The organism is Agrobacterium sp. M50-1 (assembly GCF_049843495.1).
GTDB lineage: Bacteria > Pseudomonadota > Alphaproteobacteria > Rhizobiales > Rhizobiaceae > Agrobacterium > Agrobacterium radiobacter.
This window is the reverse complement of the sequence record NZ_JBBHZH010000008.1, coordinates 212,872-232,529: the sequence shown is the minus strand read 5'-3', so window position 1 is coordinate 232,529 and position 19,658 is coordinate 212,872. Positions and strand designations below refer to the sequence as shown.

Genomic DNA, 19,658 nt, shown 5'->3' with positions numbered 1-19,658 from the left:
ATCATCGCGAAAAAACTTCACGCCATGGTGGTCAGGGGTTTTGCGGCGCCCCGATCGAATCCTGCGGCGAGGGGTTTGTCTCTGTCGATGACGGCGGTTGGGCGCGGCTATTCGCGGGATTGTTGTCGAAGCTTCCCGATCCGGACGGCTGCTGCGGCGCGGGCGCAGTCTCGGTCTGCGGGTTCTGCGGCAGGTTTTGGTCGGGTTCGAAAACGGAATATTCGACAACAGCCCAGACCACCAATGCAAGAAGCACGCTGACGATCAGAATGACAAGGACGGGACGTCCGCGCGATCCCTGCCGCGCGCGCGTTGCCGTTTCGCTTTTCCGCGCATCCCGACTGTCAAGGTAGCTGGCATTTTCTCTGGCCATGTCTTTCACTCCCTGTAACCCTGTTGAACTAATCCTTGGGGTCAGGGTTTTGTTCCAGATCACCGGAGAACGACGTTAACCGCACTCAGCCGGCAAACGCGCCCTGTCACAGTCTTCCGCATCCAGCGCGCTGAAGCTTTGCCCAAGGCCGAGCCAGGAAACCGGCAGGCGTGCTTCGCCGGCATCCGTTTCCGACGGATCGTCTGCGGGGCTGTCTGAATTCGCCGACGGCAGGGGCGATGGCGGCCTGTGAAATCCGGCGCCGGAAAAGGAGAGGTGTTGTTTTACCCTAGGGCGCCATTGGCGACACAGGTCCAGAAAAGCGAGGATTCTCAGCATCATGATTGTCAGGCAATATATTGATAAAAATAACGCGCCCTGTTTGGCACGTCTGGAAGACATGCGCATCCCCATCGCGCCGCAGCCGCAGCGAATGGTCGGATTGTGCCAACAAACCGTCATAAAGTGTCAGATAGAACCCGGCAAAGCGTGATCAGCGGCCGAGCTGCACGATCCACCGTGTCCATTCCGCACTATCAGGCTTCAGAATATCCGACGTGACATCACGGCTTTCCGACGCGAAATGCCGCATCTGGCGCGGCGAAAGACCGAAGGTCTTCTTGAAGACGCGGCTGAAATTTTCCGGATTGGTGAAACCATAGGACGCCGCCACCTCGGCAATCGTCATATGCGCCGATTGTGGTGCCCGCAGGAAATCCATCGCGCGTTCGAGACGCCGGTGGGTGATGCAGGCCGAAAACCCGCCCAGCGGCTCGAAGAGCCGGTAGACGGTGCGTCGCGAGACGCCGAATTCGCCCATGACCTTTTCCACTGACAGGGCGGGATCGAGAAGGTGATTGTCGATATAACGCCGGATGGATGCCCTGAGCGCCCGCTGCACGCCCTGCGCATTGTCGTGCCCGACATGATTGTTGATGGCGGCCGCAGCCAGTTCCAGAAGCGGCGAGACCGTGGCTGCGCCCTCGCTGGCGTTCATGACGTCGAAATGGCGATAGATGCTCGTCATCGTTTCGCGCAGCAGCGATACCAGCGGCAAACCGGCCGGCAGCACGCGTTCATGATGATTGCCGGAACCGCCAAGCCTGCCTTCCAGCAGCCGGCGCGGCACGACGAGGCTGAGATGATCATGATCCGACGTGGCAGTGGCCAGCGGCTGCGCCATATCGATGAGATAGAGGTCGCCGGGGCCTGCGGTCTCGCCCGAACCGCGCCGCGACATGCTCTTCCCGCTGGCGTAAAATTGCAGGAGAAAACCATCCATGCCGTCGCGGGCAAGCTTGTGGCGCGAACGGTCGAAATCCTGCGCCGAGGACTGGGTGCGGCCGAGCGCGACATTGCCGATGAAAGCGGCGTCCACGCTGGCGAAAAAACCATCATCCTGCGAGCGGCGCAGGCGAGCATCAAAAAGCACGTTGATCGAATCCCGCCACAACGCCATGGCGTCGCGTTTCGGCACTTGGCGCGTATCGAAGCGCGAACGCGCCAGCGGCGCTTCAAAAGACCCTGTGTTCATCATGCCGCTTTTCCGTGAACACGGCGCTGACCCCGCCGTCCACGAAAACTATACAGGATTGAAATCGCCTAACAATACCGGAAACCGGCGCGATCGTTCGCTTCAAGCGCATGTGCGAAATTTATTTCGCCGTCCAGCCGCCATCGATGGAAATGGTGGTGCCGGTGATGGAGCGCGCCATATCACCAGCGAGATAAAGCGCCATTTCCGCCACTTCTTCCGGTTGCACAAACCGTCTGGTCGGCTGCGGCGCAAGCATCACCTTCTTCACCACTTCCTCCTCGCTCATGCCGTGCACGCGCGCCTGATCGGCGACCTGGGCGGCGACAAGCGGCGTCCAGACATAACCTGGGCAGATGGCGTTGCAGGTAATGCCGAGTTCGGCGACTTCCAGCGCCACGCTTTTCGTCAGGCCCACCACCGCATGTTTGGTCGCCACATAAGGCCCCTTGAAGGGTGACGCGCGCAGGCCATGGGCGGAGGCGATGTTGACGATGCGGCCCCAGCCCCTTTCCTTCATGCCGGGCAGCGCCGCATGGATGGTGTGAAACGCGCTGTCGAGAGAGATGGCGACGATGCGGGAGAAATCGGCGAAATCGAACTCGTCGATCGGCGCGACTTTCTGGATGCCGGCATTGTTGACGAGGACGTCGATATGACCAAATTCGGCGATGACGGTTTCCGGCAGATGCGCGCTTTCATCATAGTTGGCGAGATTGGCGGAAAAATAGACCGGCCTGTGCCGCGCCACCTGCGCCACCATCTCCAGGGCCTGCGTCGCCTCCTCCGTCGTCTCTATGCCATGCACCGCGACCAGATATCCCGCTTCGGCGAAACGCCTGGCGATGGCGAGCCCGATGCCGCTGGTGGAACCCGTGACGAGCACGGTTTTCGGTTGATCCTCCATCGGCCTAGTCCTTCAGCTGCGGCAGGTTGCGGAAAAGTTCGAGCGCTTCAGGATTGGCGAGCGCATCGGCATTCTTCACCGGCCGGCCATGGATGGTATCGCGAACCGCGATTTCGGAAATCTTGCCCGAACGGGTGCGGGGAATGGCGCTGACGGCAATGATTTTTGCCGGGACATGCCGCGGCGTGGCGCCCGAACGGATGCGGCTGCGGATGGTTTTTTCCAGCTCTTCCGTCAGGGCTGCGCCGTCCTTCATGCGCAGGAAGAGGATGACCCTCTGGTCACCGTCGATATCCTGCCCGACGGCAATCGCCTCCTCGACTTCAGGCACGGTTTCCACTTGCCGGTAGATTTCCGCAGTCCCGATGCGAACTCCGCCGGGATTGAGGGTCGTGTCCGAGCGTCCATGGATGACATATCCGCCCGAAGGGCGCATTTCGGCAAAATCACCATGCGCCCAGATACCGGGAAAGCGGTCGAAATAGGCGGCCTGATACCGCGAACCATCCTCGTCGCCCCAGAACTTCACCGGCATGGACAGATGCGCATTGCGGCAGACGAGTTCACCGGCAACGCCGCGAACGGAACGACCCTCATCATCCAGCGTGTCAATATCCATGCCGAGCATCGCACCCTGCAATTCGCCGCGATGCACGGGCTGCAGCGGATTGCCGCCGAGGAAACAGGCGCAGATGTCAGTACCGCCGGAAATGGAGGCGAGATGCACGTCAGCCTTCCAGTCGCGATAGATATAATCGAAGGATTGTGGGATGAGCGGCGAGCCGGTGGAAAGGATCGTTCTGAGCGACGAAAGGTCATGGCTTTCACTCGGCTTCAACCCGGCCTTCAGGCAGGCATCGATAAACTTCGCCGATGTGCCGAAAGTGGCGATCCGTTCGGCATCGATGAGATCGATCAGCCGCGCGGATGTTGGATAACCGGGATTGCCGTCATAGGTGACAAGCGTTGCACCGAGCGCCAGACCGGAGACCTGCCAGTTCCACATCATCCAGCCGCAGGTGGTGAAATAGAAAAAACGCTCACCTTCCTGAATATCGCATTGCAGTTTCAGCTCTTTCATATGCTGAAGAAGCAGGCCGCCGCCGGAATGGGTGATGCATTTCGGCTTGCCTGTTGTGCCCGAGGAATAAAGGATCGCCAGCGGCGCCTTGACGGGCAAACGGTTGAAGGCAATCTCGCCAGCCGCATAAGGCGCAACGAAATCCCTGAGCGTCACGCAACCGAGACCGGCAAGGCTTGCGGGAACGGCATCGCCGATCAGCACGATCTTTTCCGGCCCGGCACTTTCCGCCACCGCACGGATGGTCGGGCCGACATCGATGCGTTTACCGGCATAACCATACTCCGACACGGCGATGAGAATTTTCGGGTCGATCTGCGACAGGCGGTCGGAGGCGCCGGCCGGGCCGAAATCCGGCGAGCAGGACGACCAGATGGCGCCAATGGCGCTGACAGCCAGATAGCTGACGATCGCCTCGATATCATGGGTGACGATAGCCCCGACGCGGTCGCCTTCCTTCACACCCGCATTAACGAGCGCCTGCACCATCAGGGACACTTCGTCGTAAAGCTGTCTGCGGCTGATCTCGCGCCGTGTGCCATCATCGCGATGGGCGATAATGGCCAGCCGCTCATCGGCATCGCGCAGCAGGTTTTCGGCGTAATTGAGCCGCGCGCCCGGATAAAACTCAGCGTCCCGGATCGTTGCGCCCGGTTTGAACGCGGTCTCGCCGCGCGTGCCGATAATGCCGAGTTCATCCCACAGCGCATCGTAAAATTCTTCCGGCGCGTCGATGGACCAGCGCAGCAGGCCGGCATAGTCATCGGCGGCCTGCTTGTGCAGTTTTGCAGTTCTGGCCGCGAATGAAAACAGAGCCGAGTACTTCACCCTCTTTTCGGGCGGCGCCCATAAAATGTCGGATGGCGCGGCGTCCGTCATGCTTTGCCCCCGCGCAGCATTTCAACGATGGCGGAGAAATCGCGCCCGCCGCTCCCCTCCTCGACGAAGTTCTCGTAAAGCGCCGCCGCAGCTGCGCCGAGAGGGGTGGTGGCCCCGGCACCGTTCGCGGCCTCCTGCGAAAGCTTCAGATCCTTGAGCATCAAGGCCGCCGCAAATCCCGGCTGGTAATCCTTGTTGGCGGGCGATGTCGGCACTGGTCCCGGCACCGGGCAATAGGTGGTGAGCGACCAGCATTGCCCCGAGGAGGTGGAAGCGACATCGAACAGCGCCTGATGCGAAAGGCCGAGTTTTTCGCCCAGCACGAAGGCTTCGGAAACGGCGATCATGGAAATGCCGAGGATCATGTTGTTGCAGATCTTGGCAGCCTGGCCGTTGCCGCCCTTGCCGCAATGCACGATCTTCTTGCCCATGGCTTCCAGCACCGGCTTTGCGGTCGCGAAGGCTTGCCCCTCGCCACCGCACATGAAGGTCAGGGTGCCGGCCGCCGCTCCACCCGTTCCACCGGAAACGGGAGCATCGACCGAGGGGCAACCGGCGGAAGCGGCCAGTTCATGCGCCTTCAGCGCGCTTTCCATATCCACCGTCGAGCAATCGATGAGCAGCGTGCCGGCAGAGATCTTTTTAACCAGATCGCCATAGGCGGAAACCACATGTTCGCCCTTCGGCAGCATGGTGATGATCACGTCAGCCGCTTCGATGGCTTCGGCGGAATCCGCTGCGACGGGAATGCCCGCTTCTTTCGCCGCCACGCGGCAGGCGTCGGCAAGATCATATCCCCTGACGGCATAACCCGCCTTGACGAGATTGGCGGCCATCGGCAGGCCCATATGTCCCAGCCCGAGAAAAGCGACGGTCTTCATCGGTGCGCTCCTTTCAGCGATTATCCGCAAGGATCATGTCGGCGGCCTTTTCGGCAATCATGATCGTCGGCGAATTGGTGTTTCCGGATGTGATGCGCGGCATCACCGAGGCATCGGCGACACGCAGCCCGGCAAGCCGCCGGAACTTCAGCCGCGCATCGACAACGCTTTCCATATCCGACCCCATGCGCAGCGTGCCGACGGGGTGGAAGATGGTGGTGCCGATATCGCCCGCCGCTTTGGCGAGATCATTGTCGTTTTCAAAGGAGGAGCCTGGCCGGTATTCCTCCGGCTTGAAGCGGGAAAAAGCTGGCTGGGCGACGATGCGGCGCGTCAGCCGCATGGCGTCGATCGCCACCTGGCGGTCGCCTTCGGTGGAAAGATAGTTCGGGCGGATTTCCGGCTGCATGGCGAAATCCGGTCCTTTCACATGCACTGAGCCCCGGCTTTCCGGCCGCAGATTGCAGACACTTGCGGTAATGGCCGGAAAAGTGTGAACCGGATCACCAAACTTGTCGAGCGAGACCGGCTGGACATGATATTCCAGATCGGCTGTTTCCTTTTCCGGCGAGGAGCGCGTGAAAACACCAAGCTGGCTCGGCGCCATCGACATCGGACCGGAACGGGTCAGCGCATATTCGAGACCGATCCTCGCCTTGCCGAACAGGGTGGAGGCCCTTTCATTCAGCGTCAGGACGCCGGAGACCTTGTAGACCATGCGCAACTGCAGATGGTCCTGCAGGTTCTCGCCCACACCCTGAACCTCCGCCACCGTATCGATACCGGCAGCCTGCAACACATCGCCACGACCGACACCGGAAAGCTCCAGAATATGCGGCGAGCCGATCGCACCGGCGGACAGCACCGTCTCACGCCGGGCGCGCATCTTTTTCAGGACGCCGTCATGGTGGAACTCGACACCGGTCACCCGGCCTTCTTCGATGATGAGACGCTTGACATGGGCCTTGGTCAGAACCGTCAGGTTCCTGCGGCCAAGCGCCGGCTTCAGGAAGGCTTTCGCGGTATTCCAGCGCCAGCCGGCCCGCTGGTTGACGTCGAAATAACCGGCGCCCTCATTGTCGCCCCGGTTGAAATCATCGGTCGCGGGAATGCCCGCTTCGCCCGCCGCCTTCTGGAAAGCGTCCAGCACGTCCCAACGCACACGCGCCTTCTCCACGCGCCATTCACCCCCGGCAGAGTGCAGGTCGCTCTTGCCGCGATAAAAGTCTTCCGACTTCAGGAAATAGGGCAGGATGTCGTTCCACCCCCACCCCTCGCAACCGAGTTGCCGCCAGAGATCATAGTCCCGCGCCTGGCCGCGCATATAGATCATGCCGTTGATGGAGGAGCAGCCGCCCAGCACCTTGCCGCGCGGATAGATCAATGACCGACCATTAAGCCCCGGCTCTTCCGCCGTCTTGAAACACCAGTCGGTGCGCGGATTGTTGATGCAATAGAGATAACCGACCGGAATGTGGATCCAGTGGTAATTGTCGTTGCCGCCCGCTTCCAGGAGCAGCACGCGGTTGTTCGGATCTTTCGAAAGGCGGTTGGCGAGGACACATCCGGCACTCCCCGCTCCGATGACGATATAGTCATATTCGCCCATGCTCTTCTCCATGCGCCGCCCTTGCCGCACCGTTCCGGATGCGGGGGAGCTTTCCAAGTGTTTTAAAAAATCTCTAGCCGCGGTGCTGGAAGCCGAGTTTTCTCCCGAGCCGCGACGCATAAAATTCGCCGATCAGACCACGCCGGAACACCAGAACGCAGGCCATGAAAACGAGGCCGGTGATGATGGTGACCGGGAAATCCGATGTTGCGAGATAGTTCTGCAGGGTGACGACGAGACCCGCGCCAAAAATCGGGCCGATCATAGTGCCGATGCCGCCGAGCAGCGTCATCAGGATCACCTCGCCCGACATCTGCCAGGTGACGTCGGTGAGCGTCGCGAACTGGAAGACCAGCGCCTTCAGACCGCCCGCAAGACCGGCCAGCGCCGCCGACATGACGAAAGCGCCAAGCTTGTAACGCTGCACGCTGTAACCCAGCGAAATGGCGCGCTGCTCGTTTTCACGGATCGACTTCAGGATCATGCCGAAGGGCGAATTGACGAAACGCCAGATGACCAGAAGCGCGAGCACAAAGGCGGCCAGCACCGTGTAATAGATATTGAGCGGCGCATTGAGATCGAGAAGGCCGAAGAGATGGCCGCGCGGCACGCCCTGCAAGCCGTCCTCGCCATGGGTAAACGGCGCCTGAAGGCAGAAGAAATAAAACATCTGCGAGAGCGCGAGCGTAATCATGGCGAAATAGATGCCCTGACGGCGAATGGCGAAAAAGCCGATGACGAGGCCGAGAAGGGCCGCACCCGCCATGCCGATCACAAGGCCGATCTCCGGCGTCACGCCCCATTCCTTCACCGAATAGGCGGTGAAATAGGCTGCACCGCCGAAAAACGCAGCGTGGCCGAAGGACAGCAGCCCCGTATAACCGATAAGCAGGTTGAAGGCGCAGGCAAACAGCGCAAAGCACAGGAGCTTCATCAGAAAGATCGGATAAACGAACATCGGCGCGGCGATGAGGACGGCGAGCCCCGCCAGAATAAGCACGGTCTTGATTGTTCCGGCGGTCGCCGAAACTTCCGTCTGCGGCATCGTGCCCGCAGTGGGGCTATGGGTGGCTTTGGACATATCAGGCGTCCTTTCCGAAAAGTCCGGCGGGGCGGATGAGCAGCACAAAGGCCATGATGACGAAGATGACGATGTTTGAGGCTTCCGGGTAGAACACCTTGGTGAGACCCTCTGCAACGCCCAGCATGTAACCGGTGACGATGGCGCCCATGATCGACCCCATGCCGCCGACCACGACCACCGCGAAGACGACGATGATGAGGTTGGTGCCCATCAACGGCGAGACCTGATAGATGGGCGCGGCGAGAACCCCGGTGAAACCGGCAAGGCCGGCGCCCAGCGCGTAGGTCAGCGTCAGGAGAACAGGCACATTGATGCCGAAAGCCTGCACCAGCGTCGGATTTTCCGTCGCAGCGCGCAGATAGGAGCCAAGACGCGTCTTTTCGATCAAAGCCCAGGTGGCGATGCAGACGATGAGCGAAATGACGACGACGAAAGCGCGGTAATTCGGCAGGAACATGAAGCCGAGATTGGTGCCGCCGGCAAGCTCGCGCGGCACAGAATAGGGCTGGCCCGCCGCGCCATAAAGCCAGCGGAACGTGCCTTCCACCACCAGCGCCAGGCCGAAGGTGAAAAGCAGCCCGTAAAGCGGATCGAGATCATAAAGCCGCGACAGCAGAAAGTGTTCGATGATCGCGCCGAAAAGCGCGACGACAAGCGGCGTGACGATGAGCGCCACCCAGAAAGTGATGCCGAAATACTGAAGGCCGAGAAAGGCGACAAAGGCGCCGAGCATATATTGCGCGCCATGGGCAAAATTGATGACACGCAGCAGGCCGAAAATGACGGCAAGGCCGAGCGACAGCAGCGCATAAAACGACCCGTTGATGAGGCCCACCAGCAATTGCCCGAGCAGTGCCTGAATTGGAACGCCGAAGATCATTGTCATGGTTAAACCCCCAGCACCTTGTTGAGCTCGCCCATGCGGCCGGAAAGCTCGCCGACCGGAAAATTGCTGACCATCTGGCCGTGATCCATCAGGTAGAAACGGTCAGCGATGCGGCTCGCAAAACGGAAATTCTGTTCGACCAGAACCACGGTCATGCCGCGGCTCTTCAGTTTCTGCAGCACCTCGCCGATGCGCTGCACGATGACGGGGGCAAGTCCCTCGGTCGGTTCGTCAAGAAGCAGCACCTTTACCCCGGTGCGCAGGATGCGCGCCATGGCCAGCATCTGCTGCTCGCCGCCCGAAAGCTTGGTGCCGGGGCTGGTGCGCCGTTCGTAGAGATTAGGAAACAGCTCGTAGATTTCATCGAGCGTCATGCCGCCGGATGCCACGACGGGCGGCAGCTTCAGGTTCTCCTCGACGCTCAGCGTCGCGAAGATGCCGCGTTCTTCCGGCACGAAACCGAGGCCGTATTTCGCCGTGCGATGCAGCGGCACCGGCATCAGATCCTTGCCACCGAGCTTGATCACGCCCTTGCGGTTGCGGATGATGCCCATGATGGTGCGCAGCGTCGTGGTTTTGCCCACGCCGTTGCGGCCGAGAATGGTGATGGTTTCACCTTCGCCGACCGTCAGGTCGACGCCGTGCAGGGCCTGGCTTTCGCCATACCAGGATTTCAGGTTGGAGACTTCGAGCATTGCCGCCATATCACGCCTCCTCCGTGCCCATATAAGCCGTGCGCACACGCGGATCGGCGGAAACGGCGGCATAATCGCCCTCCGCCAGAATTTCACCGCGTTGCAAGACCGTGACGTGGTGGCAGATATCGGCCACGACTTTCAGATTATGTTCGACCATCAGCACCGCGCGGGTCTTGGCCACCTCGCGGATGAGTTCGGCAACATGGGCGACATCTTCACCGCCCATGCCGGCCATTGGTTCATCCAACAGCAGAACCTTTGGATCGAGCGCAAGCGTGGTTGCAATTTCCAGAACCCGCTTGCGGCCGTAAGAAAGATCGGCCGCAAGCGCATGTTTTTCCCGTGTCAGGCCAACCGTTGCGATCAGCTCTTCGGCGCGGGCATTCAACCTGTCGAGCGACGAGAGCGGCAGCCAGAACTGCGTTGCAAGGCTGTTGGGCCTTTGCAACGCCACCCGCACGTTTTCCAGAACCGTCAGATGCGGAAACACCGCCGATATCTGGAAAGACCTGACGAGGCCGAGACGCGCCACCTTGTCTGGTGGCGTCCTTGTTATGTCCGTTCCCATGAAGGTGATCGCCCCGCCTGTCGGCTGGAGAAACTTGGTCAACAGGTTGAAGACCGTAGTCTTGCCAGCGCCGTTCGGACCGATCAGCGCATGCACGCGGGCATGATGCACGTCGAGATCGACGTTTTTCACAGCTGCGAATGCACCGAAGGTCTTGGTGAGACCACGCGCCGAAAGAACGACGCGAGGTTCGGCCTGCCCGGCAGGGGCGGGAGCGATCGTCATGAAACTTTCCCCTTTATTGCATCAGTCTTTTATTGGGTCACCAGCGGGCAACCGCTCTTTGCCGGGTCCATGAAGGCTTCCTTGCCGGGAATGGTGGCGAGCACCTTGTAATAATCCCACGGCTGCTTGCTCTCATCCGGCTTCTTCACCTCCATGAGATACATGTCGTGGATCATACGGCCGTTCGCTGCCACATGGCCGTCCTTGGCGAAAACGTCGTTGACCGGCATTTCCTTCATGGCCTTGGCAACGGCGTCGGCATCATCCGTCCCGGCCTTTTCGATGGCTTTCAGATAGTGCAGGACGGCGGAATAAGTGCCTGTGTGCACCATGTTCGGCATGGCGCCGGTGCGTTCCTTGAACCGTTCGCCGAATTTGCGCGATTCATCGTCGCGGTCCCAATAGAAGCCTTCCGTCAGCGTCAGGCCCTGGGCTGCTTCGAGGCCGAGGCCATGCACTTCGGCAAGCGTGAAGAGAAGGGCCGCGAGCCGCTGGCCGCCTGCGACGATACCGAACTCGGCCGCCTGCTTGATGGCGTTGGAGGTATCGAGACCGGCATTGGCAAGACCGATGACCTTCGCACCCGAGGACTGCGCCTGCAGCAGGAAGGAGGAGTAATCCGTCGTGGCGAGCGGATGGCGCACGGAGCCCAGCACCTTGCCGCCATTGGCCTTGACGAAATTCGCGGTATTTTCTTCCAGCGAATAACCGAAGGCATAGTCTGCGGTCAGGAAGAACCAGCTGTCGCCGCCCTGCTTCACCAGCGCGCCGCCGGTACCGACTGCGAGCGAATAGGTGTCGTATGCCCAATGGAAACCATAGGGGCTGCATTGCTTGCCCGTCAGCTCCGTCGTTGCCGCACCCGTGTTGACGGTGATCTTCTTCTTGTCCTTGGAGAGCGCCTGAACGGCCAGCCCCACCGAAGACGAGGTCAACTCCATGATGGAGTCGACCTGTTCCGTGTCATACCATTGCCGGGCGATGTTGGAGGCGACATCCGCCTTGTTCTGGTGGTCGGCGGTCACTACCTCAACCGGCGCATTCAGCACCTTGCCGCCGAAATCCTCAACCGCCATCTTCGCGGCCTCATAAGAGTATTTGCCGCCGAAATTGGCGTAGACGCCCGACTGGTCGTTCAGGATGCCGATCTTGACCTTGCCGTCGGAAATTTCGGCGGCATAAGCGGCGGTGCCCGCGGCTAGGACCATGGCCGTGGATAAAAGAATACTCTTGCGCATGACTTCTCCTCCCAGAGATGATTGCGAGCCTCAGATGGGTCTGTGCAACGGTGAACGAAGCCGCATGGCGGAGTTTTTCGCCATTGCACCCGAATGGTCACACCGCCCTCCTCAAAGCGGTGCATCCTGAGCCTAGACTTCTCGAATTCGGTCGTTGACACAAGAGCAGGGCATCATCAAATTGCGAACAGGAACTGTTCATTTTTGAACAGAACTCTTGATGGGAGACAAATATGGCCACCCCTTTCACCTGGGACGACCTGCAATATTTTCTGGCCGTGGCCCGCACCGGACAGCTCTCCTCGGCGGCGAGAAGCCTGCGCACCAGCCACGCCACCGTCTCCCGCCACATCGACCGGCTGGAATTCTCGCTTAAAACCAAGCTGTTCGAGAGAAACCCGCGTGGTTACGAGCTAACCACGGTCGGGCGGCGGCTGGTCGATACCGTCGAGCGCATCGAGGCGGAAGCGGAAAGATTGCAATCGGATATTTCCGAAAGCGGCAGCCTGCTGCGCGGCGTGGTGCGGCTCAGTGCGCCCGAGGGTTTTTCCAATTTTTTCTTCGTGGAAAGGCTGAAAGACTTCGCCATCACCCATCCTCACATCATGATAGAGATGGTGACGATCCAGCAGATCATGGCGTTGTCCAGAAAGGAGGCGGATGTGGCCGTCACGCTCGATCCGCCGAAAGCCGGTCCCTACATCAACGAACAGATCATCGATTACACGCTGCACATCTATGCGTCGCGCTCCTATCTCGCCGGGCGGCCGAAAATCACCAAGCGGGAGGACCTGCTCGATCATTTCTTCATCGGTTACGTACAGGACCTGATCTTCTCGCCGGGCCTCGACTATATGCGCGACGTGCTGCCCGGTTTGCGTCCGGGGTTTCAGTCATCGAGCATTTTCGCGCAGCTGACGGCCACGCTGAGCGGCAGGGGCCTGTGTATCCTGCCGAACTTCATCGCCGCACGTTTCCCGGATCTGCAGATGGTGCTTGCCGGTGAGGTGGAACTGCGGCGTGGCTACTGGCTGACCAGCCACCACGATCTGGCCAATGTGCCGCGGGTGCGCTCCCTGATGGATTTTATCCTCACGACCGCACGCGCACATGAAAATCTCTTCGTACTGGATCGCAGAACAATCGCCTGACGCGGTCATCGTTCACATTTCGGCGACACCGTGTTTACGGGTGGCCGGTTGGAGGATGCGCGTCCCTGCCTATATGACTGACAACAACGAAGCCGGTTTGTGACGACCGGCATCCTCCGACATCTGGAAGGTCATCATGAAAAAGATCGGATTCCTATCCTTCGGCCACTGGACGCCCTCGCCCCAATCGCAGACCCGCTCGGCTGCGGACACGCTGCTGCAATCGATAGACCTCGCCGTTGCGGCGGAAGAGCTGGGAGCCGACGGCGCCTATTTCCGTGTGCATCATTTCGCCCGCCAGCTTGCCTCGCCCTTCCCGCTTCTGGCCGCCGTCGGTGCCCGCACGAAAAAGATCGAAATCGGCACCGGCGTCATCGACATGCGTTATGAAAACCCGTTCTACATGGCTGAGGATGCCGGTTCGGCCGACCTCATCGCCGGCGGACGCCTGCAGCTCGGCATCAGCCGCGGCTCGCCGGAACAGGTGATCGATGGCTGGCGTTATTTCGGTTACCGCCCGGCCGAAGGCCAGAGCGAAGAAGACATGGCGCGTCAGCACACCGAAGTCTTCCTCGAACTTCTGAAGGGCGAAGGTTTCGCCGAGCCGAACCCGCGCCCGATGTTCCCCAACCCGCCCGGCTTGCTGCGGCTGGAGCCGCATTCCGAAGGGCTGCGCGAGCGCATTTGGTGGGGTTCGAGTTCCAATGCAACGGCGGTGTGGGCGGCAAAGCTCGGCATGAACCTACAAAGCTCCACCCTGAAGACGGACGAAACGGGCGAGCCTTTCCATGTTCAGCAGGCGCAGCAGATCCGCACCTTCCGGGAAGCCTGGAAGGAAGCAGGCCACACCCGTGAGCCGCGTGTGTCGGTCAGCCGCAGTATCTTCGCTCTCGTCAACGATCGCGACCGGTCCTATTTCGGTTACGGCAACGAAGGTGACGACAAGATCGGTTATATCGACGACAAGACGCGCGCGATCTTCGGGCGCAGCTATGCCGCCGAGCCGGAAAAACTGATCGAACAGCTGAAAGCCGACGAGGCCATCGCCGAGGCCGATACGCTGCTCCTGACCGTGCCGAACCAGCTGGGCGTCGATTACAACGCCCATGTGATCGAGACGATCCTCAAGCAGGTAGCGCCGGCGCTCGGCTGGCGCTAACGGCGGTTTCTAAATTGAGCAAAGGCGGCGCATTCTCTGCGCCGCCTTTTTCATTTCACCGCCTTGCCATAACGGGTAAAGCTTTCAGCCAGAGGCGTCGTACTGGCGCCGGGGTGTTCCGGACGTTTGTAAACACCGTCACGGACATGGATCGGTTCTTCGAAATGATCCTTGATCCACGGAATATATTCGAGAATGGTCGATGCCGGGTGCCAATAGCTCAGATGCACATGCACCTGGCTCATTTCGCCGGCATGCGGCACCACCGGCAGTCGATGGGCGAGCGCGAGATCGGCGACCTGGATATATTCGGTTATGCCGCCAAGCCGGGTCACATCCGGCTGGACATAGGCCACCGCGCCCGCATCGATGAATGAGCGGAACGCATCCACCGTGTAAAGCTGCTCCCCGAGCGCAATCGGAATCGACGTATTGCGCGCCAGCCGCGCATGGCTCGTCACATCGTCATACCACAGCGGCTCCTCGAACCAGTAGATATCCAGATCCTTCGCCGCCGCGCAGAAGCGCTGGCAGGTCGGCAAATCCCATTTACCGTTACCATCGATGGCGATGCGGATGGACGAACCGACACGCTTGCGGACGGCGGCAAGGCGGGTGATATCGATAGTCGGATCGTCATGCCCGACCTTGATCTTAAGGCGGGTGAAGCCGTCTTCCTCCACCGCCCTCATGCTGCCCGAGAGCAGATCCTCCAGCGTGAAGGAAAGCCAGCCTATATCGGTATTGTAAGCTTCCACCGCCGCCGTGCGAGCGCCGCCGAGATATTTCCAGAGCGGAACGCCCGCCTTTTTTGCCTTCAGGTCCCAGAGCGCCACATCGATTGCGGCCAGCGCCAGATGCGTGATGCCGGCGCGGCCGACCCATTGCAAAGAGGGGTAACGGGCCAGTTTTGTCCACAGCCGTGAATGGTCCGACGCATCCTCCCCCACCAGCAAGGGCGCATAACAATCGCTGATGCAGGATGTGATCAGCCTGTCGGACGGCAGATGCGCATGGGTGCCGGTGAACCCATAACCCTCAAGGCCGTCACTCGTGGTGATTTTTGCGCCGACGACGCCCCAATGGGTGATGCTGTGGGTGGAATCGGAAATGGACTCCGAGGTCAGCGGCAGGTGCAGGATAAAAGGTTCGACGGCGGTAATTTTCATGATCGGTCATTCCTCGATGCTTGATTGCTTCCGGGGAGGAACAGACGCCACCGCCCCGCGACTTCAGATCGCGCGATGGCTTTCGGGAATTTGCAGGCCACCCTCCTCCAGCAGCCCGCTTCCAATGACGGATAGAGCTAAAGCAAAAACGTCTTTTGTAAAATAAAAAATTTTTTATTTTTAATATTTGGCCATTGCCACTCCCGCGAAGCTGCGCGATGATGCCGCCATGAACACGCTGGTCAAAGTCACGCTCGCCGAACAGGCGCATCAGGAACTGCGGGCACGCATCGTCAGCGGCAGATTACGCGGCGGCGAACGCCTGTTGCCCAATGAGCTTGCCGCCGATCTCGGCATCAGCCCCACGCCGGTGAAGGAAGCCTGCCTGAAACTCGAGGCTGACGGGCTGGTGATCAATTCCTCCCGGCGCGGCATGGTGGTGCGCGATTTCACGGTGGAGGATGTGGAAGAACTTTACGCCGCCAGAATGCTGCTCGAAAAAGGCGCCGTGGAAGTGGCTTTCGATGCCGGGCAGCTGGATGGAGCGCTGCATGCGGAACTTCTGGAAAGCCTGGTGAAACATCGCGAATTCGCCAAGGGCTCGACGCTGGACGAATTGTCGAAAGCGCTTTTTTACGATCGCAGTTTTCACACGACCCTTGTTTCGGCGGCGCGCATTCCCGTCATTTCCGGCTCGCATGAGCGCATTCTCGACCAGACCCACACGGTTTTCGTCTCGATCCTCGGCGATTACGCCCGCTCGGTCGAAGAGCACCAGAATATCGCCGACGCCATTGCCGCCGGCGGCAAGGCCCAGATCATCGATGCCCTGTGGCGGCATCTCGAGCGCAGCCGGCAGAACACGCTGCGCCAGGTCCGGCTGCTCAAAGAGGCCGGCGTCTGATCCATTCAAAGGACAAGAGGAGGAACTGACATGCGCGAAAACCCAAGCGTCGCAATTCCATCGGCGCGAGCCGCGGCCACCTCGTTTCAAACCGGGATTTCGCGTCGATGACAGACCGGCTTTCCGCTGCAACCCTGCCCCACCTACAGCAAACAGTTGCAACACCCGCCTATGAGCGTGAGAAGATCACGCCCGGCATCGTGCATCTCGGCGTCGGCGCCTTTCACCGGGCGCATCAGGCGGTTTTCATCGATGATTGCCTCAACCGCGGTGGGACGCAATGGGGCATCGTCGCCGCATCGCTGCGCAGTCCGGACACACGCGACGCCATCGAACCGCAGGACAATCTCTACACCTTTTGCCTGCGAGACGGCCAAAGCGAGCGCCTGCGCATCATCGGCTCCATTCTGGAAACCATCGTCGCCCCGGAAGAGCCCGAACGGCTGGTGGAGCGGATGGCCGATCCGCGCGTTCTCATCGTCACCCTGACCGTGACGGAGAAGGGTTACCTGACCAATCTCGCCTCCCGCAGCCTGCTGCGCGAACACCCTGATATCGTCCATGATCTCGAAAACCCGGACAGGCCGCGTTCCATTTTCGGCTTCATTCTGGCGGCGACGCGGCGCAGGCGCAAAGAGGGTTCTCGGCCCCTGACGCTGCTGTCCTGCGACAACCTGCCCGCCAACGGCCATGTGCTGCAAAAGCTGCTGCTGGAATTTGCGGAACTGGCCGATCCGGAGCTGGCCTCCTTCATCAAAGCCAATATTGCCTGCCCCTGCTCGATGGTGGACCGGATCGTTCCCGCCACCACGGATGAGGACCGGGACGCGATTTCGGCCACGCTCGGCCTGCGTGATGCGTGGCCGGTCGTTGCCGAACCCTATTTCCGTTTCGTCATCGAAGACCGCTTTCCGCATGGAAGGCCGGCGCTCGAGAAATCGGGCGTGGAATTTGTCGGCAATGTCGAACCGTATGAGCATATGAAGCTCAGAATGCTGAACGGTTCCCACAGCGCCATAGCCGCCATCGGCCAGATTGCCGGCCTTGCGACGGTGGCCGATGCCTGGGGTGAAAAGACCGTGCGCGATTTCATCGACGCCTATTGGCGCGAGGTCGGCCGGACGCTGGACCCTGCCGTCGATGGTGCGGAATTTGCGGCCGGCCTGCGGGAACGTTTCGCCAATCCCTCTCTGCAGCACAAGACCATGCAGATCGCCTCCGACGCTTCGCAGAAGGTTCCGCTGCGTATTCTTGCGCCCTTACGCGAATTGCTGGAGGAAAACGCCGGAAGCGGCGCTGTCATTTTTGCCGTGGCCCTCTGGATCAGGTCCTGCGCGGACAGGAACGAAAAGGGAGAGCCGATCACGATTCTCGATCCGGCCTTCAGGGAGTGGGATGCGCCGGATCAGCTGGCAATGGAGCCGGACGACGTTGTCGACCGCTTTCTCGCGTTCAAACGCACGTTCGGCGATGATCTGCCCGGCAATGAAACCTTCGTCTCGAACCTGAAAGCCGCCTATCGCAACGTCAGGGAACTTGGCGCACTCGCCGCCGTCGGCATATTTTTGAAGTCCTGAAAGACGAACAGGCCGGAAATCCGGCCTGTTCTCAACTTTGGCGTCTCGCGCTTAAGCCGTCGCGGCCTGCCGTGCCGCCTTGCGGCGCTCCACGCGGGCGCGGATGGCGTCGGCATCCGTGATCGGTGTCGCGGCAAAAAGCTGGCGCGTATAGGGGTGCTTCGGGTTGGCGAAAAGTTCCTCGCGCGTGCCCTGCTCCACTGCCTCGCCCTTGGAAATGACCAGCACGTCATCGGCGATGTAGCGCACCACGGAAAGATCGTGGCTGACAAAAACATAGGTCAGTTCGAATTCTTCCTGCAGATCTCGGAGCAGGTTCAGCACCTGCGCCTGCACCGAAAGATCGAGCGCGGAGACCGGTTCATCCAGCACCAGCAGCGCCGGGTTCAGCATCAGTGCGCGCGCGATGGCGATACGCTGGCGCTGGCCGCCCGAGAACATGTGCGGATAGCGGTTGAAATGCTCAGGACCGAGGCCAACCTTCACCAGCATGGCTTCGGCGCGCTCGCGGCGCTCGGAAGCCGGCATTTTCGTGTTGATGAGCAGCGGCTCCATCAGCACATCACCCACCTTCTGGCGCGGGTTGAGGCTGCCATAGGGGTTCTGGAACACCATCTGCACCTTGGAGCGCATTACCGTATCGGGGCGGCGCTTGGCGATATCGACCGGCTTGCCTTCGATCTTGAGTTCACCGCCGGATGCCGGGTCGATCAACGCGATGATGCGGGCAAGCGTCGACTTGCCCGAACCGGACTCACCGACGATGGCGAGCGTCTTGCCACGCTCGACGGCAAAATCGATGCCTTTGAGGGCCTGAACCGTCTTGGCGCCGCCAAAGATGCCGCCGGGAACGTGATAATGGCGGGTAATGCCCTTGCCTTCGACAACGATACTCATTGAACGCCCTCCTTGCCGAAGAAATCGGAAACCGTGGGCAGACGGTCGCCGGTGGCATTTTCCGGCAGGGCCGAAAGCAGTGCCTTGGTATAGGGATGCTGCGGTGCCTCAAACAGGCTTAAGACATCCGCCTCCTCCATCTTGCGGCCCTTATATTGCACGACCACGCGGTCGGCGGTTTCCGCCACGACGCCCATGTCATGGGTGATGAGGATCAACGCCATGCCGTATTCCGCCTGCAGATTCATCAGGAGATCGAGGATCTGCTTCTGGATCGTCACGTCGAGCGCGGTGGTCGGCTCGTCGGCGATCAGCAGGCGCGGCTTGGAGGCGATCGCAATCGCTATCATCACGCGCTGGCACTGGCCACCCGACATCTGGTGCGGATAAGCCTTGAGCTTGGTTTCCGGCTCGGGAATACCCACGGCACGAAACAGTTCCAGAGCCCGGGCGCGCGCGGCAGCGCCGCTCATGCCGAGATTGAGGCGCAGAACCTCCTCGATCTGGAAACCGACCGTAAATGACGGGTTGAGCGAGGCGACCGGCTCCTGGAAGATCATGGTGATCTCGCGGCCGATCAGTTTGCGTCGCTCCTGCGGCGACATGGCGAGCAGGTTGATGCCGTCAAAGGTCATCTCATCGGCGGTGATCGTCGCCGTATCGGGCAAAAGCCCCATGACGGCGAGCATCGAAACCGACTTGCCGGAACCGGATTCGCCGACGATCGCCAGCACTTCGTGCTTGTCAACGGAGACATCGATGCCGTCGACGGCCGTGAAGGCGCCGGTGGCGGTGGCGAATTTGACGGTGAGGTTCTTGATTTTCAGCAGGCTCATTG

General features: G+C 60.5%; 18 protein-coding genes. 4 read left to right on the top strand and 14 right to left on the bottom strand.

Translation table 11 applies throughout. The features are described 5' to 3' along the window. Positions 1–31: 31 nt before the first annotated feature. From WDZ78_RS19230 to WDZ78_RS19180, 11 genes are all read right to left on the bottom strand, one after another. Positions 32–373 (bottom strand): hypothetical protein, encoded by a 342-nt coding sequence (locus WDZ78_RS19230; RefSeq protein ID WP_425673916.1) that lies wholly within the window; start codon positions 371–373, stop codon positions 32–34. Positions 374–866: 493 nt separating this feature from the next. Next, positions 867–1,910: a helix-turn-helix domain-containing protein gene (locus tag WDZ78_RS19225; protein WP_425673915.1), complete on the bottom strand. Its 1,044-nt coding sequence runs from the start codon at positions 1,908–1,910 to the stop codon at positions 867–869. 118 nt (positions 1,911–2,028) lie between these two features. Then, positions 2,029–2,814: a 3-hydroxybutyrate dehydrogenase gene (locus tag WDZ78_RS19220; RefSeq protein ID WP_060723408.1), complete on the bottom strand. Its 786-nt coding sequence runs from the start codon at positions 2,812–2,814 to the stop codon at positions 2,029–2,031. A gap of 4 nt (positions 2,815–2,818) precedes the next feature. Beyond that, positions 2,819–4,774 (bottom strand): acetoacetate--CoA ligase, encoded by a 1,956-nt coding sequence (locus tag WDZ78_RS19215; RefSeq protein ID WP_425673914.1) that lies wholly within the window; start codon positions 4,772–4,774, stop codon positions 2,819–2,821. Beyond that, positions 4,771–5,655, bottom strand: coding sequence for a 3-hydroxyisobutyrate dehydrogenase (gene mmsB / locus WDZ78_RS19210; RefSeq protein ID WP_425673913.1), 885 nt, complete (start codon positions 5,653–5,655; stop codon positions 4,771–4,773). Before mmsB ends, WDZ78_RS19215 begins: the two co-directional genes overlap by 4 nt. A 13-nt stretch (positions 5,656–5,668) precedes the next feature. Further along, positions 5,669–7,264, bottom strand: a complete 1,596-nt coding sequence (locus tag WDZ78_RS19205) for a GMC family oxidoreductase (RefSeq protein ID WP_425673912.1) — start codon at positions 7,262–7,264, stop codon at positions 5,669–5,671. Positions 7,265–7,337: 73 nt separating this feature from the next. Next, the gene (locus tag WDZ78_RS19200) at positions 7,338–8,345 is read right to left on the bottom strand and encodes a branched-chain amino acid ABC transporter permease (protein WP_425673911.1); all 1,008 of its coding nucleotides are present in this window, start codon (positions 8,343–8,345) and stop codon (positions 7,338–7,340) included. A gap of 1 nt (position 8,346) precedes the next feature. Continuing rightward, a complete protein-coding gene (locus WDZ78_RS19195) occupies positions 8,347–9,234 on the bottom strand; it encodes a branched-chain amino acid ABC transporter permease (protein WP_425673910.1) in 888 nt (295 codons plus the stop codon). A 2-nt stretch (positions 9,235–9,236) separates the two neighbouring features. Beyond that, on the bottom strand, positions 9,237–9,938 hold the full coding sequence (locus WDZ78_RS19190) for an ABC transporter ATP-binding protein (protein ID WP_020009981.1): 702 nt from the start codon (positions 9,936–9,938) through the stop codon (positions 9,237–9,239). A gap of 1 nt (position 9,939) precedes the next feature. After that, positions 9,940–10,725 (bottom strand): ABC transporter ATP-binding protein, encoded by a 786-nt coding sequence (locus tag WDZ78_RS19185; RefSeq protein WP_425673909.1) that lies wholly within the window; start codon positions 10,723–10,725, stop codon positions 9,940–9,942. 29 nt (positions 10,726–10,754) lie between these two features. Beyond that, entirely contained in the window at positions 10,755–11,963 is a 1,209-nt protein-coding gene (locus WDZ78_RS19180; RefSeq protein WP_082185077.1) for an ABC transporter substrate-binding protein, read from the bottom strand. A 233-nt stretch (positions 11,964–12,196) separates the two neighbouring features. Between WDZ78_RS19180 and WDZ78_RS19175 the strand changes: the two genes are divergently transcribed. Both WDZ78_RS19175 and WDZ78_RS19170 read left to right on the top strand, forming a co-directional pair. Continuing rightward, a complete protein-coding gene (locus WDZ78_RS19175) occupies positions 12,197–13,114 on the top strand; it encodes a LysR family transcriptional regulator (RefSeq protein ID WP_020009984.1) in 918 nt (305 codons plus the stop codon). Between the two features lie 136 nt (positions 13,115–13,250). Then, positions 13,251–14,273, top strand: a complete 1,023-nt coding sequence (locus tag WDZ78_RS19170; protein ID WP_003522491.1) for an LLM class flavin-dependent oxidoreductase — start codon at positions 13,251–13,253, stop codon at positions 14,271–14,273. 50 nt (positions 14,274–14,323) lie between these two features. On the opposite strand, the gene WDZ78_RS19165 is transcribed toward WDZ78_RS19170, so the two are convergent. Further along, positions 14,324–15,442, bottom strand: coding sequence for a mandelate racemase/muconate lactonizing enzyme family protein (locus WDZ78_RS19165; protein ID WP_425673908.1), 1,119 nt, complete (start codon positions 15,440–15,442; stop codon positions 14,324–14,326). A gap of 229 nt (positions 15,443–15,671) precedes the next feature. On the opposite strand from WDZ78_RS19165, the gene WDZ78_RS19160 reads away from it, so the two are divergent. Together WDZ78_RS19160 and WDZ78_RS19155 are read left to right on the top strand one after the other, a co-directional pair. After that, entirely contained in the window at positions 15,672–16,346 is a 675-nt protein-coding gene (locus tag WDZ78_RS19160) for a GntR family transcriptional regulator (protein ID WP_425673907.1), read from the top strand. A gap of 107 nt (positions 16,347–16,453) precedes the next feature. Next, complete coding sequence (locus WDZ78_RS19155; RefSeq protein WP_425673906.1) at positions 16,454–17,923, top strand: mannitol dehydrogenase family protein; 1,470 nt, start codon at positions 16,454–16,456, stop codon at positions 17,921–17,923. A 51-nt stretch (positions 17,924–17,974) separates the two neighbouring features. Here WDZ78_RS19155 and WDZ78_RS19150 read toward each other — a convergent pair whose 3' ends face one another. Together WDZ78_RS19150 and WDZ78_RS19145 are read right to left on the bottom strand one after the other, a co-directional pair. Continuing rightward, positions 17,975–18,820 (bottom strand): ATP-binding cassette domain-containing protein, encoded by an 846-nt coding sequence (locus tag WDZ78_RS19150; RefSeq protein WP_003508678.1) that lies wholly within the window; start codon positions 18,818–18,820, stop codon positions 17,975–17,977. Further along, positions 18,817–19,656 carry an ABC transporter ATP-binding protein gene (locus WDZ78_RS19145; RefSeq protein WP_020009988.1) on the bottom strand — a complete coding sequence of 280 codons (840 nt, stop codon included), beginning with the start codon at positions 19,654–19,656 and terminating at the stop codon, positions 18,817–18,819. Before WDZ78_RS19145 ends, WDZ78_RS19150 begins: the two co-directional genes overlap by 4 nt. Positions 19,657–19,658 lie beyond the last annotated feature (2 nt).